Raw genomic sequence first — 13,658 nt, forward strand, 5'->3', positions numbered from 1 at the left:
ATCAACTCCTGAAGAGGGGATGGAGGATGAATAATAATGATAATCAATATCATTGTTATTATACAATAAAACGGATGAGATAGGGGTAAAGAAAGTATTCACATCAAAGACCCCCGACACGAGGGGAGTGAAGCTTGGCGATGGACAATCGGCCGCAATCGAAGTATTTGCCGAAACCGGTTGATTACAGGGCGACTACATCACAGGTCGCTGAGCGGGCGACTATATCGCAGCCTTATATTTTTCGTTTCTTCCCGACGAAAGAAGAGCTGCTTATGAATGCACTGGAGGTTTCGTGGTCACGTGTTATTGAATCTTTCCGCCTGGTGGTAGAATCCGCTTCTGCCGAGAAACTCGAAACGGATCTTATTAACGCTTATGTAAAAATTCTTGAAGAATACCGCAATGAGGTGCTTCTTCAGATGCAGGCACAGACGATCCAGGAAGAATCCATTCGGGAAACCATGCGCCATGGATTTCGGGAAGTCCGTCAAATCGTGCTGAATGCATTCCGCAAGGCAGAAATTGCGAATCCCGAAGAAAAAACGATGTTATTTCTCGCAAGAGGAATGTTATGCAATATTGCGGATACGATTAGTTTGCCCGAACTTAAAGAAACCTAATGGACGAAATCTTTAAGCAAAAAAAACTCTATTTTAGTGATTGACCAATCAATAACTGAATGATATGATGAATTCAAGTTAGTGATTGACCAATAACTAAACCATAGAAAAGAGGAAATTATAATGGAAAAAGCAATAGTAATTGGCGCAACGGGCGGGACGGGAGCAGCGATTACGGAGGAGCTGGTCAAACGGGGGATACGAACGATTGCCTTTGGGCGTTCACGCGAGAAATTGGAACGGTTTGCCGATAAGCTTGGCAATCCCGCGCATTTGACGCTTGCCGTAGGGGACGCAATGCGCCCTGACGATATTGCAGCTCAAGCAGACGGCGCGGACGTATTGTTCCATTGCGCGAACGTTCCTTATCACGAGATGGCAAGCAAGCTGATTCCGCTGGGCGAATCGGTGATGGAGGCGGCAGAGAGGCTTGCGATTAAAGTGGTCGCGATTGACGGAATCTATCCTTATGGGAGAAAACAGATGGATCTTGTGACAGAAGAGCATCCCAAGCAGCCGCATACGAAAAAAGGAAAAGTCCGCATGGACTATGAACGGATGCTGTTCAGCAAGCGGTGGAGCAGGTCCAAGGTCATGATTGTCCGCTTGCCTGATTATTATGGACCAACAGCTAACGAGGCTTCGTATCTGGGTTCAACCCTGGAGGCCATCGCTATCGGTAAAATGGCTTTTTTCGTCGGCAACATGCGTGTTCCACGTGAATTCATCTACTTGCCGGATGCGGCCGCCATGGTTGCCAAGCTGGCGGACAAAGATTTTGCTTACGGCCAGAACTGGAATATACCGGGAGCCGGGCTCATATCGGGACGAGAGATCGTACGGATTGCGCAGGCGGCTAGCGGCCGTGTTAAACCGGTCATTCCTCTGAAAAAATTAGGTTTATCGCTGCTGGGCATGGGCGTGCCCGTCATGAAAGAAGTTGTGGAGATGCTTTATTTAACCGAAGAGCCGCTGACGCTGAGCGGAGACAAATTCAAACGGTTAATCGGGCCTATCACCGCGACGCCGTTCCAGGAAGGCTTGACCACGACAATAATGGCATTGCAGGAGAGCCAATCATCCCTTGCATAACGGTAATTGATTAACCAATAGCAATACAGGCGATTCCATCAAGCGGGAGGAAGGCGTGGCAGAGTGAAGAGCGGGATTCGCCTTTACACATAGCCGGGATCTCGTATAGGATAAGGATAGGGAGCCTCCGCCTTAAGACGGGGTAAGAAGCTTCCCATCCTTTATTCGGCTTGTTTATAAAAGATGCTGAAAATTCGAGATGTAAGGAAGTTTCAAATGACACTTTCCAAGGCGCAGGAGGCAGTCAATCAATTTACCAGGTTTGGTATTATCGGGGTTTGCAACGGGGCACTCGACTTGCTTGCATTAAATCTGCTGCTGTGGATTTGGCATGGACACACGGTGCTGGAGCTCACGCTCATCAATACCTTTGCTTATGGGCTGGCCGTTCTGAACAGTTATTACTGGAATTCACGAATAACCTTCAAGAATGAAGCCTCATACTCAACGAAGGAAAAAATAAAATTTTTCGCCCAGGCTGCTGTAAGCTTGGTCATCAGCAATCTCGTATTTGTGATATCTGCCCGAATGCTGGGGCATTATGCTATTCCCTCGTGGATCATCGACAATACATCGAAGGGGTTGTCCATGCTTCTGTCTTCAACCTGCAGCTTCTTTTTTATGAGATATCTGGTATATAAGTAATAACAGCACGCTATAAATGAATGTGAACTCAAGCGGAATACCGCTTGAGTTTTTTTGTTTTGGTTAACAAAAACATGCTGGATAACGGCAGCTTCAAAGCTGTAAGTCCGCCTATTCTTCGCTGGAAGAGAGGCTGGCTTGCTCCATGTCATACCGCTGCTTTTTCCAGGCTTGACCCCATTTGTGCATTTCGTTAAGCACATGCTCAAATTTCCTGCCTTGTTCCGTTAAGGAATACTCTACGGCAACAGGAGCTGTAGGTAAAACGTGTCGATCAATGATGCCGTTATGCTCTAAATGTCTCAGGATATCCGTCAAGGATTGGGTACTGATGCCGCCTAAACTTCTTCGCAAGCGATTAAACCGTTGTGGTCCTCCATGCAGCTCACCGATCACGAGGAACGCCCGCTTGACCCCGATAATTTCCAAAACTTCGCCTATTGTCATCGTGCAATCTTGATAGATTTCATCTTTTTCAGAAAGCATACTCATTCCGTCATCCCCCTAACTAAATGTAAGTAAGTCTATAATTCAAGACAATGTCAAAAAAAATTGCCTACTTTTATAATTGATCTAAAGTAATTATAATTGCAACATTACAAGCAATCAACAGGATGGAGGTAGAAGTCTGGCTGAGGCCTTTTTGGCTAATGTGTATTTTGAGATGAAAACTAATTTAATAAAGGGGACTTTACCATGTCGAATACGGTAAAAGCCATTATTGGTCCACTGGTTGCGATTATTGTCGGAATGTTCATGGTGTTATTAAATATGACAGCACTCAATGTAGCGGTTCCTAACTTGGTTGAAACCTTCAACAGCTCACTGCCCGTTGTGCAATGGTCCATTACCGGTTATATCCTGGCAGAAGCAGCCATTATTCCATTGGCCGGGTGGCTATCCGATCGGTTCGGCGCAAAGCGCATGTTTCTGATAGCAATCGTGATGTTCTCCATCACTTCTATTCTCTGTGTGTTTGCCGTAAATGTGGAGCAATTTATTTTATTCCGCGTGCTTCAAGGATTGGGCGGTGGCATTGTTATGCCGATCGGCATGACAATGATCTTTCGCATCAGCCCGCCAGATAAGGTCGGCACCGTGATGGCAATGATGGGCGTTCCTGTCCTGATCGCTCCGGCAATTGGCCCTGTTCTTGGCGGCTGGCTGGTGGAATACGCCAGCTGGCAGTTTATATTCTGGGTCAATGTCCCAGTGGGAGTCCTCGGTATCTGGATTGGTCTGCGTTATCTGCCTAATCTCGTGCAACAAGTTGCGCCCAGACTTGATATTCTTGGGATGATATTCGGTCCGCTCGCGTTTGCTGCCTTGGTCTACGGTGTCAACCAAGGGGGAGATTCAGGTTGGACTTCCTACCAAACCATAACCGGACTTTCCATTGGTACAGCAGCTTTACTGATTTTTATCATGGTTGAACTTCGCCTCAAGGAGCCACTGCTTGAACTGCGCGTTTTTCGCACTTACGCCTTCACAAGTGCGATTATTCTTCTGTGGATAACATCGATTGCCTTCTACGGCATTCTGTTTTTGAATCCCGTTTTCCTTCAGCAAGTCAAAGGTTATAGCGCCTTCGATACAGGTCTGCTTCTGCTTCCGCAGGCTCTCGTATCCGTGGTCTTCATCCAAGCAGGTGGACGTCTGTTCGACCGGTTCGGTGTGAAACCTTTGGTTATTATAGGAATGGCGATCCTAAGTCTGGGCGCATATCTGTTATCAAATCTGTCCGCAGAGGGCAATGAGTGGCAAATGATTGTACCCTTGCTGCTGTCTGGCGCTGGGCAGGCGCTGTTCGGTATGTCGCTGAATGCCTACATCATGAAAGTGGCACCGCAAGAATTGATCAGTCGCGTAACTTCGCTCACGAGCGCTTCACAGCAGGTGATGGGGTCTTTTGGCATAGCAGGCTTTGCGACATTATTATCAAGCAAACTATCGGAGAATACGGGTTCCGGTTCTCTGACTCAGGTCTCTTCGATTTCAGATGCTTTTAGTACAACTTATATCGTTGTGATGGTTGTGACAATTCTCGGAATCATTCTGGGATTTATGATGCGCAAGCCAGAAGCGAAACTGCCGCAAAATATGAAATGAGTCCCGATGATTAGCCGGTGGACCTATAGTGGCTGCATCATATCCATCCATGTATCATGACAGCTGTGAAACTCAAGCAGAACGCCGCTTGAGTTTTTTTGTTTTGGTTAACAAAAAACCGGTTGCATAACTCCAGCTTCAAAGCTGTAACATCAACGATAGCGAATCGAATCTTGATGGTCAGTAAACCTGCCATAAAGAGCGGGGGAAAGATCAACGTTTGTAAAAAGAAAGAAGGGGATATTTTCCTTTCGTCGAATTATCGTTTGGAAAGATGCTGCCGTTGACCCTTGTTCAGAACCGCTGTCTGTATCCTATTAATTGGAAGGAGTGAAGAACGATGCTGGAAGATAAGACTCGAGCAAGTGCCTCTGCAACAAAGTTAAGGAGATGCGGGATCAGGACCGTCCAGTGGAAAATCTTATTGTCTTCAATGCTCGCAGCCGCTGTGTGTTATATGTGCACCGGCTGTGAATTATCTGGCCAGACAGGAAAGAATAAGCCTGCTGCTCAAGACGAATCTGCCATATCCATTGTCATTAGCAGCCTCGGCATGACCTTTCCCGATGGAATGGATGAGAACGACAATCCATATTTGAGCTATATCGAGACCAAGAATGATTTGGATATCAAGGTAACCACACCTCCTCCGGAAGTCTATGAGGAGAAGCTGGATGTCATTATGTCGTCAGGCAATTTGCCGGATTTGCTCCATACCTACGATCCTGTCTGGTTTAATCATTATGCCAAGCAGGGAAGCTTTATCCCCCTCGATGGGCTGATTGATCAATACGGACCCAATCTCAAGAAGAAAATTAAGGATGAGGTATGGGACAGAGTGCGATACAACGGGAAAATCTATGCCATCCCCAGCTTGAACGAGGTCATTGGCAATGAGATTATGTACGCCCGCAAGGATTGGCTCGATCGGGTGGGGATGAAGCCGCCTGTCACATTGGAGGAATATTACAACGTTATTAGAGCTTTCACCAGGGATGATCCCGATGGCAACGGCAAAGCAGATACAGTGGGACTGACCCTGATGACCGACATGAGCCGGTCTGCCCCTTTCTTCGGGGCATTCGGCACGCAGCTGGACTCCTGGTTCGAGAGGGATGGTCAGCTCGTGAATGGCAGCATTATGCCGGAAACCCGGAAAGCGCTTGCCTTTCTCGCCCGTTTGTACCAAGAGGGGCTGCTCGATCGCGAGTTTCCCTTAAATTTGCATAACAACTTATATGAGAAGGTAGAGAATGGCAAGGTTGGGCTGTTCTCGGCGACCTGGTACGACACCCGCGGTCCGATTGCCGCCAATATGAAAAAAGATCCGGATGCGGAGTGGATTGCCCTGGATTATCCTACAGGTATCCATGGAGAGAAGGGAATAAAAAATCAGGATAATATACGCGGTTACAACGTCATCCCTGTGGGGACGAAACATCCGGAGCTGGTTATCAGGATGCTTGATTTTATAGCAGGCGACTACAAGAACCTGAAGCTGGGATTTGAGAATCAGATCTGGACGATGGAGAACGGGCGGATGGTAACGGATTTTGCCATGCATGACAAGCATCTGTACAGAGGGATCTATCAATCATTAGTGGACGTGCCGGATCCTGAATTATTCAAGGAAAGGCTCGACTCGCTTGGCGATTTTCATCTGTATGACAATCTGCAGACGATTGAACAGAATCTCATCGAAAATGAATTTTACGGCATCCCCACACCGGCCATGAGCCAATACGACAAACAGCTGGGCGATCTGCAGGAGGGATTAATCCAAATCATTATGGGGATTCAGCCCCTGGAAGCGTTTGACTCATTTGTGGAGCAGTGGAGGCAGCAGGGAGGGGACGAGATAACCAAAGAGGTGAATGAATGGTACAGGAAACAAAGGGATGGCGAAAGGGGCAGGGAATGGGATGAATAAAATGCTGCGCTGGATCGCAGAACGTTATTCCAGAAATATACAGACTCGTCTTACCGGCTATTTTCTTCTTATCCTGCTTCCGCTGGTTGTTGTCAGTTTGTTTGCCATCGAGAAGTCAAGGGACATTCTCTACGAGCAAGCGGTTGAGCGAACGCAGGTCGCATTGTCCTCCACGATGGATTATATTGATCTCGCCTTGCAAAATGTAGAGGAGATATCCAGCGTTATTGCTGCCGATCCCAGCCTAATTGAACTGTTGAACAAGAATGACTCCAATCTGTCGCCGGAATCGATCCTCGACTTCTCGCTTATTCTCAAGCAGCTATCCAATTTGATTTCCGTCAATCGATTTGTCTCGGAAATTTCGATCTATCACCAGGCTTCCCATATGCTCATCTCTACTAATTTCGGAGGCCGCCGGATTTTATCGGAGCCTCAGCAGGAATGGCTGGTGGAGGCTTCCCGGAGCAACGGGACGGGACTTCGCTATATGCTGGCAGATGCGCATGTTGCGGAGGGGATGACGCTTGGCAGCTTGTTGAATGCCGATAGTCTATTTCTTGTCCGTTCCATGGACTTGTACAATTCGGACCGCAAATCCAATCTCTTGATTGTGACCTTTAACAAGAACAAGCTGCTGAGCGCCATCAAGACGCTGCTCCCGACGGCAAGCACCCGGATTGATTTGCAGAATGAGAGGGGCGAGGTGGTAGCGGGTACCAGCAGTTCAGAGAACATGAAGGAACAGCATATTTTGGACAACGAAATGGCCGTTACGATTGATTCTGAGTATTCACTCTGGCAGCTTACTCTGGTCCAGCCCAAGAAAGAATTGTATGAGGAGACCGACCAGCTGCGTATGTTTACCTATACGATTATAGTAATCAGTATCCTTCTGGCTGTTGGTATATCGTGGGTGGTATACAGCGGCATCGCCTCCCCCGTACACAGGCTGGCCCGCGGAATGAAGCAGCTCGGCAACGGCAAGCTGGATATCAGGCTGGAGAACAAACGGAAGGATGAATTCGGATTTCTGATCGATTCGTTTAATCAGATGACGATTTACCAGAAGCATCTCATCGAAGATCATTACGAGCAGCAGCTGCGGTTAACCACCACAGAGCTCAAATTTCTGCAATCTCAGATCAACCCGCATTTTTTATATAACACGCTGGATTCCATCTATTGGATGGCCAAAAACTACGATGCGGAGGAAATAAGCGAGATGGTCATGAACCTGTCCAGGTTCTTCCGTCTGAGCTTGAATAAGGGCAAAGAAGTGTTCACTATCGAGGAAAGCCTGGTCCATCTCCATTATTACATCCGGATCCAGCAGCTGCGTTTTCTGGACAATTTCACGGTGGAGTACCATATTGCGGAAGAGTGCGAAGCCGCACTGATTCTGAAGCTGATGCTTCAGCCGCTGGTGGAGAACGCCATACTGCACGGCATGGAGGGAAGATCCGGCGGAGGGCTGCTCAGCATCAGCAGCTGGGTGGATGACAAGCCGTTCTTAAACATCAGCATCCAAGATAATGGCTCCGGCATAGAGGGCAAGCGGCTTCACTACATTCAGAACGAATTGAAGAGGATGGGGCTGCGCAGCTTTCCCTCCCTGTCTCAGGATGAGGGAAACGTGAAGGATCTGTTCGGCCTGCGTAATGTGTATACCAGAATGCAGCTCTATTATGGCAAGCAGTCGGCAATGACGATCCGCAGTATTCAGGGAGAAGGGACAACTGTCACCCTCTCGATCCCCCTGGACCGCTGCAGGTAGATCTTCCGGCTTAAGCCCTGCTGCCACAAACAAAAGGAAGGGGAAGAATCCATATGAATTTGATGATTGTGGAGGATGAACCGCGCCTGCGCAATGCGCTGGCCCATAATATACGATGGGAGGAACATGGAATTGACCTGACAGGACTGGCATCTAACGGGCTGGAGGCGCTGCAGCTGGTGAAGCGCAATAAACCGGATATCATGATTATCGATGTGCAGATGCCCGAGATGGATGGATTGACCCTGGTCCGCAGGCTGCAGGAGCAGCAGGAAACGAAGTCCTTTATGAAGATGATTATATTGAGCGGACATGATAATTTCGCCTTCGCACAGGATGCGATGGAGCATGGGGTTTCCCGGTATTTGCTGAAGCCGGCAGGCGAAGACGAGATATTGGAGGCGGTTCTCGAAGCCAGGAAGCAGCTCCAGGAAGAGTGGGAGCAGTGGCAGAACAAGGCGGCGCTGGAGCAGAAGTGGAAGGATCATCTGCCTATCCTGCAAAATAACTTTTTTCAAAACTGGGTCAATGGAAAGCTTACCCCCCTGGAGGCATTAAAGCAAAGCAAAGATTTCTACATTGAACTGAAGGAAGACGACCAGATCACCGTAGCCGTTGTCGATCTCGATCCGATCCCCGACGATGAACACCTGCGGTTCACTCCTCAAGACAGGCCGCTGCTGCAATTTACGATGCAATGCATGGCAAACGAGTTATTATCCCATCCATCCTGCTGGGTCAGTACGGACGCCGACCATCATCTGCTGCTCGTGTTCATCGCGGAAGCCGATCAGTCTCCCAATGAAGCGATGCTTTTCTTTAATTCGGCGGTCGTCAAGCTGTTATCCCAGACGAAGGCTGTGCTCAAGCTTACAGCAAGCGCCGGCATCTGCTCCTCCGCAGGAAGCCTGGAGGAGATGGAGCTGCTGTATGCGCAAGCATGCAGAGCACTCCAGGAGCGGATGGTGTACGGACCTGATATTGCGATCCCGTATCGGGAGGTGCCTGAGCGCAGCCCGCATACTCAGTTGGCTCATCAAAGCCTGGAGAAGACATTGGAAATCGCGCTGGAAACCGCTGATGAGCACAAAGCGATGGAAGCATTGGCCGGTTTGTGGAAGGAAGGGACTAAACAATTCGAATCGGCAGATGAAGTGCATGAAGCGGTGCTGTATCTGAGCAGCTTGTTTGTCCGGATCATTCAGAAGCAAGGCTGGATGGTCAGAAATGTGGTCGGGGATGACTTCATCTATTTTCAAAATCTGAAGCTGCTTCAAACACAAGTGCAGACCTGGTCATGGTTAACGCGCATTGTGAGGCATATCACCGCCTTCAGGCATAATCAACGGAGGACGACCAGCAATCAAATGGTAAGAGAGATTCTGACGATACTGGATCAGGAAATCGACCAGGAAATAACGCTGCATACCGTTGCAGATCGGCTGTATGTCAATTCATCTTATCTAAGCCGGCTGTTCAAGCAGGAGATGGGGGTTGCCTTCTCCGCCTATGTGCTGGAGCGCAAGATGGAGCGGGCCAAAGCCATTTTGCAGGAAGGACTAAAGGTATATGACGCTGCCCGCCTGGTTGGCTATCGCGACGTCAGTTATTTTACCAAAGTGTTCCGCAAATACTGGGGCGTGAACCCCGGCGAATGTAAACCTTAAACGCCGGATACAAACCTGAATCCCTCTTCGACAGAGGGGTTCAGGTTTTTTTTCGATGCCGGCGCCAGTCCGAAAATTTCGAGAAACTAAACATCAGATTACCAGAAATAGTAATGACACTCGCCTACTCATTGTTGTGATCGGAGTCTACAATTTGAAGTACAACACCACTTAAAAGGGGGATTAATATGAAGCCTGCGACAGATAAGCTGACGCCAACCCATCCCCGCCGGAGCTATTGGATGCGGCTGTGGTCGGATATATGGCGGGAATGGGATCTGTACTTATTGCTGGTCCCTGGCATTTTGTTTATTCTGCTGTTCAAGTATACGCCAATGTACGGGATTATTATTGCCTTCAAGGATTTCAATATTTTCACCGGCTTTGCTGACAGTCCCTGGGTAGGAGGCAAGCATTTTGAGAAATTGTTTACCTCGCCTGATTTTGCCCTTGTATTCAAAAATACGGTGATCATCAGCCTGCTGAAAATCGGCATTTTGTTTCCTCTGCCCATCATCGTCGCACTGATGCTCAATGAGATGCGTCATGTCCTCTTCAAACGAACGGTACAGACCGTCATCTATCTGCCTCACTTCTTGTCATGGGTCATTGTCGGCGGACTGTTCATCGACCTCTTGTCGACGAACGGAGGAATTGTAAACAAGCTTCTGGCCGCCATGAATCTGGAGCCCATCTCTTTCTTTCTCGACAACAGCTATTTCCGCAGCGTACTGGTCGCTTCAGCGGGGTGGAAGGAGACGGGATGGAGCACCATTGTCTACCTGGCGGCTTTTTCCAACATTGATCCCATGCTCTACGAGGCTTCCAAAATCGATGGAGCAGGACGGCTGAAGCAGCTGTGGCATATCACCTTGCCGGGGATCGCGCCTATCATCATCCTGATGTTTATTTTACGCCTTGGCAATATTCTGGAGGCAGGCACCGAGCAGATTCTGGTTATGTACAATCCAGTCGTATACAAGGTATCGGATGTTATCGGCTCTTATGTGTACCGGATGGGTCTGGGCAATCAGGATTACAGCTTCACCACGGCGGTCGGCATGTTCGAAGCTGTGATTTCATTTACGCTCGTCATCACCGGCAATGCCTTAAGCAGAAAATATCTGCAGCGTGGAATCTGGTAAACAGGAGGAGGAAAGCGCATGAACAGCCGTTCGGCAGTCAAACAAGGAAGAGCAGCGGCCCAAAACGGGGAGATTAAAAACTCATTAGCGGAAAAGGCTTATGCCATCTTCAATTATATCTTTTTTGTACTGATGGGAATCACGACGCTGCTTCCCTTCGTCAATCTGATCGCCAAATCCTTCAGCAGCGAAGAGGCAGTGATTTCGGGGAGGGTAGGCTTGCTGCCGGTAGGCTTTCAGTATGGCACTTACGGCTATGTCCTGCAGGATGAGATGTTTCTTAATTCCTTGAAGATTTCGGTCCTCTTGACAGTAACGGGTACGATACTCAGCTTGCTTCTAACTACGATTACAGCCTATCCGTTATCCAAGCTCAGGCTAAGGGGCAGAAAATGGCTGCTGCTTATGTTCATTTTCACGATGCTCTTCAGCGGCGGGCTGATTCCCACCTATCTGCTCATGAATAATCTGAATCTGGTCAATACGTTCCCGGTATTGTTCCTGCCCGCAATGGTGAACGTCTTCAACATGCTGATTATCAAAAACTATTTCGAAGGACTGCCCGAATCGCTGGAGGAATCAGCCAAGCTGGACGGAGCGGGAAACATCCGGATATTAACGTCCATTATCCTTCCCCTGTCGATGCCGGTGCTTGCCACGATTGCCTTGTTCTTTGCCGTCGCCTTCTGGAACGATTATTTCACCTCTATGATCTACATTTCAAATCCGGCGTTGAAGCCGCTGCAGCTGTATTTGAAGGAGTTGTTCGTGTCCTCGGGAGGAGAGTTTCTTAAGGATAATGTGGATGCGGCATTGAATACCACTCCCCAATCCATCCAGGCGTCTTCGATCCTGTTGGCCACGATTCCGATCCTGCTCGTCTACCCCTTCCTGCAAAAATATTTTGTAAAAGGCGTTCTGGTAGGCTCAGTCAAGGGTTGATTCTGATTAGCTTAAGGATGGTGATGCCGCTCCTATAGCAGCTTGGCTGGCCTGTTGAAGTCAGGGATGACGATACTGAAGAAGTTATTCGTTAATTACTTAAGAGTCTATCATTCAAGGAGGTTCAAGCATGATGAAGAAATCAGCACGCCTTGCCCTTATTCTCGGATTAAGTTTAGCTGTCGCCGGCTGCAGCGGTTCTCCGAATTCAGACCCCGCTGCAACTCCCGCCGCAGGGAATAACGAAGGGGACACTACTAGTCAGCAGGAAGGAACGAAACCGGGTCTCCGCATGATTATGCAGTACAGCTTATTCGATCCAAACAAAGAGTACACCGGCCAATACATCAAGGAAAAAACGGGATATGACATTGAATATGAAATGCTGCCTGCTGAGAATGCGGATGAAAAACTGAATCTGCTGGTGGCCGGCAATGAAAGCTTCGACCTTATGAAGCTGAACGCTGCCCAGTTCTATAATCTGGCTACAGCCGGAGCTCTTGAACCGATTGACGAGCTGCTTAAAGAACATGGGAATTATATTAATCAGGCCATCAAGCCCGAATCATGGGGGAGCGCAACGATTGACGGCAAGATCTATGCGCTGCCGGAGGCGGGAGCAGGCGTCAGTATCGGGGAGGAGCTGGTTATCAGGCAGGATTGGCTCGATGAGCTTGGCCTCGAAATCCCTTCCAATACGGATGAACTGTACACGGTGCTCAAGACGATCAAGGAGAAGAAAAAGATCATTCCGCTTACAGGCAGCAAAGATTCGATCTATGGGGATATCGCCGCAGCCTTTGGCGTGCTCACGGACTGGAAGGTAGTGGACGGTAAAATTGTCCACAAAGCCGAGCAGCCGGAGATGAAGGAATTTCTCGCTTATATGAACAAATTGTACAGTGAGGGTTTAGTGGATACGGAAATGCCTCTTAATACAGCGGCCAAAGCCATTGAGAAATTTTCCGGCGGGCAGGCCGCCGTCTACAAACTGGCCTGGTGGAATGCAGGCAATACGATTAATGCGCTCAGCAAGAATTTCCCTGATGCGACTGTATCCGTCATCCCGTACTTAAAGAACAAGGAGGGAAAAGCGTCTATAGGAGCGGTCGCCAATACCACCTGGTTCATTGCCATTCCCAAAGCCTCCAAACATAAAGAGGATGCTATGGAGCTGTTGAACGCCAAGCTTGAGCCGGAAACCTTCAAGGGAATGGCGATCGGTATCGAAGGCGTCCATCACGAGGTCAAAGATGGAAAATATTATCCAATATTGCCTAAATTCAACGATGATCTGAACAATGCCAGCGCATTCATGACCGGGGTAGATGAAGAGAATTATCCTGTTTATTGGCAGGCGCGTGTACGGAAAGACCCCGTGCTCCAGGCCTACTATGAAGATTTTCAGAAGAACTCGGAAGGAATTGTCGTTGTCGATCCTATGTCCCTGGCTCCGCCTATCGAAGCGATATCCAAAAACACACTGAAGCTGAACAAGCTGCTGGACGATAATGTACTGAAATTTATTGCCGGCTCGGAGCCTCTGGACAGCTATGATCAATTCCTGGCTCAGTGGCGCGCTGAGGGAGGCGCTGATATGGTTAGTAGCGCCAATGAATGGTACCAGTCGACGAAATAATAAGATTTTGGAATCAAGCAGTTGCAAAAAGCGCAGCTGCTTTTTTCTGAAAGGATCGCCAGAGCAAGATTGATGAGAAGGGTGGAAAA

The 13,658-nt window shown here is 48.5% G+C and carries 10 protein-coding genes and 1 pseudogene; 10 read left to right on the forward strand and 1 reads right to left on the reverse strand.

The window, feature by feature from the left end; genetic code table 11:
* The first annotated feature begins 127 nt into the window (after nt 1-127).
* The 3 genes and pseudogenes from ACFOLF_RS36700 (at nt 128) to ACFOLF_RS36710 (ending at nt 2,360) form a co-directional block, all read left to right on the forward strand.
* Nucleotides 128-623, forward strand: a pseudogene (locus ACFOLF_RS36700) (TetR/AcrR family transcriptional regulator).
* 123 nt (nt 624-746) lie between these two features.
* Nucleotides 747-1,715: an SDR family NAD(P)-dependent oxidoreductase gene (locus tag ACFOLF_RS36705; protein ID WP_210040064.1), complete on the forward strand. Its 969-nt coding sequence runs from the start codon at nt 747-749 to the stop codon at nt 1,713-1,715.
* Between the two features lie 216 nt (nt 1,716-1,931).
* Complete coding sequence (locus tag ACFOLF_RS36710; RefSeq protein ID WP_210040063.1) at nt 1,932-2,360, forward strand: GtrA family protein; 429 nt, start codon at nt 1,932-1,934, stop codon at nt 2,358-2,360.
* Nucleotides 2,361-2,471: 111 nt separating this feature from the next.
* Here the strand turns inward: ACFOLF_RS36710 and ACFOLF_RS36715 are convergent, their stop codons facing one another.
* The gene (locus ACFOLF_RS36715) at nt 2,472-2,852 is read right to left on the reverse strand and encodes a winged helix-turn-helix transcriptional regulator (protein ID WP_379113169.1); all 381 of its coding nucleotides are present in this window, start codon (nt 2,850-2,852) and stop codon (nt 2,472-2,474) included.
* 204 nt (nt 2,853-3,056) lie between these two features.
* Between ACFOLF_RS36715 and ACFOLF_RS36720 the strand changes: the two genes are divergently transcribed.
* The 7 genes from ACFOLF_RS36720 (at nt 3,057) to ACFOLF_RS36750 (ending at nt 13,569) form a co-directional block, all read left to right on the forward strand.
* A complete protein-coding gene (locus ACFOLF_RS36720) occupies nt 3,057-4,469 on the forward strand; it encodes an MDR family MFS transporter (protein ID WP_210040062.1) in 1,413 nt (470 codons plus the stop codon).
* A gap of 433 nt (nt 4,470-4,902) precedes the next feature.
* The gene (locus tag ACFOLF_RS36725) at nt 4,903-6,399 is read left to right on the forward strand and encodes an extracellular solute-binding protein (RefSeq protein ID WP_210040298.1); all 1,497 of its coding nucleotides are present in this window, start codon (nt 4,903-4,905) and stop codon (nt 6,397-6,399) included.
* Nucleotides 6,392-8,176 (forward strand): cache domain-containing sensor histidine kinase, encoded by a 1,785-nt coding sequence (locus tag ACFOLF_RS36730; protein WP_210040061.1) that lies wholly within the window; start codon nt 6,392-6,394, stop codon nt 8,174-8,176. Before ACFOLF_RS36725 ends, ACFOLF_RS36730 begins: the two co-directional genes overlap by 8 nt.
* Nucleotides 8,177-8,229: 53 nt before the next feature.
* Nucleotides 8,230-9,843 (forward strand): response regulator, encoded by a 1,614-nt coding sequence (locus tag ACFOLF_RS36735; RefSeq protein WP_210040060.1) that lies wholly within the window; start codon nt 8,230-8,232, stop codon nt 9,841-9,843.
* A 188-nt stretch (nt 9,844-10,031) separates the two neighbouring features.
* Nucleotides 10,032-10,988, forward strand: a complete 957-nt coding sequence (locus tag ACFOLF_RS36740) for an ABC transporter permease (protein WP_210040059.1) — start codon at nt 10,032-10,034, stop codon at nt 10,986-10,988.
* An 18-nt stretch (nt 10,989-11,006) separates the two neighbouring features.
* Entirely contained in the window at nt 11,007-11,930 is a 924-nt protein-coding gene (locus ACFOLF_RS36745) for a carbohydrate ABC transporter permease (RefSeq protein ID WP_210040058.1), read from the forward strand.
* A gap of 130 nt (nt 11,931-12,060) precedes the next feature.
* Nucleotides 12,061-13,569, forward strand: a complete 1,509-nt coding sequence (locus tag ACFOLF_RS36750; RefSeq protein WP_210040057.1) for an extracellular solute-binding protein — start codon at nt 12,061-12,063, stop codon at nt 13,567-13,569.
* Nucleotides 13,570-13,658 lie beyond the last annotated feature (89 nt).

This window comes from Paenibacillus sepulcri, assembly GCF_042647105.1.
Classification (GTDB): Bacteria; Bacillota; Bacilli; order Paenibacillales; family Paenibacillaceae; genus Paenibacillus_Z; species Paenibacillus_Z sepulcri.

What these genes read in the sequence shown, in the direction of transcription:
- ACFOLF_RS36705 (WP_210040064.1), top strand. Translation starts at nt 747, where the DNA reads ATGGAAAAAGCAATAGTAATTGGCGCAACGGGCGGGACGGGAGCAGCG.
- ACFOLF_RS36710 (WP_210040063.1), top strand. Translation starts at nt 1,932, where the DNA reads ATGACACTTTCCAAGGCGCAGGAGGCAGTCAATCAATTTACCAGGTTT.
- ACFOLF_RS36715 (WP_379113169.1), bottom strand. Translation starts at nt 2,852, where the DNA reads ATGAGTATGCTTTCTGAAAAAGATGAAATCTATCAAGATTGCACGATG.
- ACFOLF_RS36720 (WP_210040062.1), top strand. Translation starts at nt 3,057, where the DNA reads ATGTCGAATACGGTAAAAGCCATTATTGGTCCACTGGTTGCGATTATT.
- ACFOLF_RS36725 (WP_210040298.1), top strand. Translation starts at nt 4,903, where the DNA reads ATGCTCGCAGCCGCTGTGTGTTATATGTGCACCGGCTGTGAATTATCT.
- ACFOLF_RS36730 (WP_210040061.1), top strand. Translation starts at nt 6,392, where the DNA reads ATGAATAAAATGCTGCGCTGGATCGCAGAACGTTATTCCAGAAATATA.
- ACFOLF_RS36735 (WP_210040060.1), top strand. Translation starts at nt 8,230, where the DNA reads ATGAATTTGATGATTGTGGAGGATGAACCGCGCCTGCGCAATGCGCTG.
- ACFOLF_RS36740 (WP_210040059.1), top strand. Translation starts at nt 10,032, where the DNA reads ATGAAGCCTGCGACAGATAAGCTGACGCCAACCCATCCCCGCCGGAGC.
- ACFOLF_RS36745 (WP_210040058.1), top strand. Translation starts at nt 11,007, where the DNA reads ATGAACAGCCGTTCGGCAGTCAAACAAGGAAGAGCAGCGGCCCAAAAC.
- ACFOLF_RS36750 (WP_210040057.1), top strand. Translation starts at nt 12,061, where the DNA reads ATGATGAAGAAATCAGCACGCCTTGCCCTTATTCTCGGATTAAGTTTA.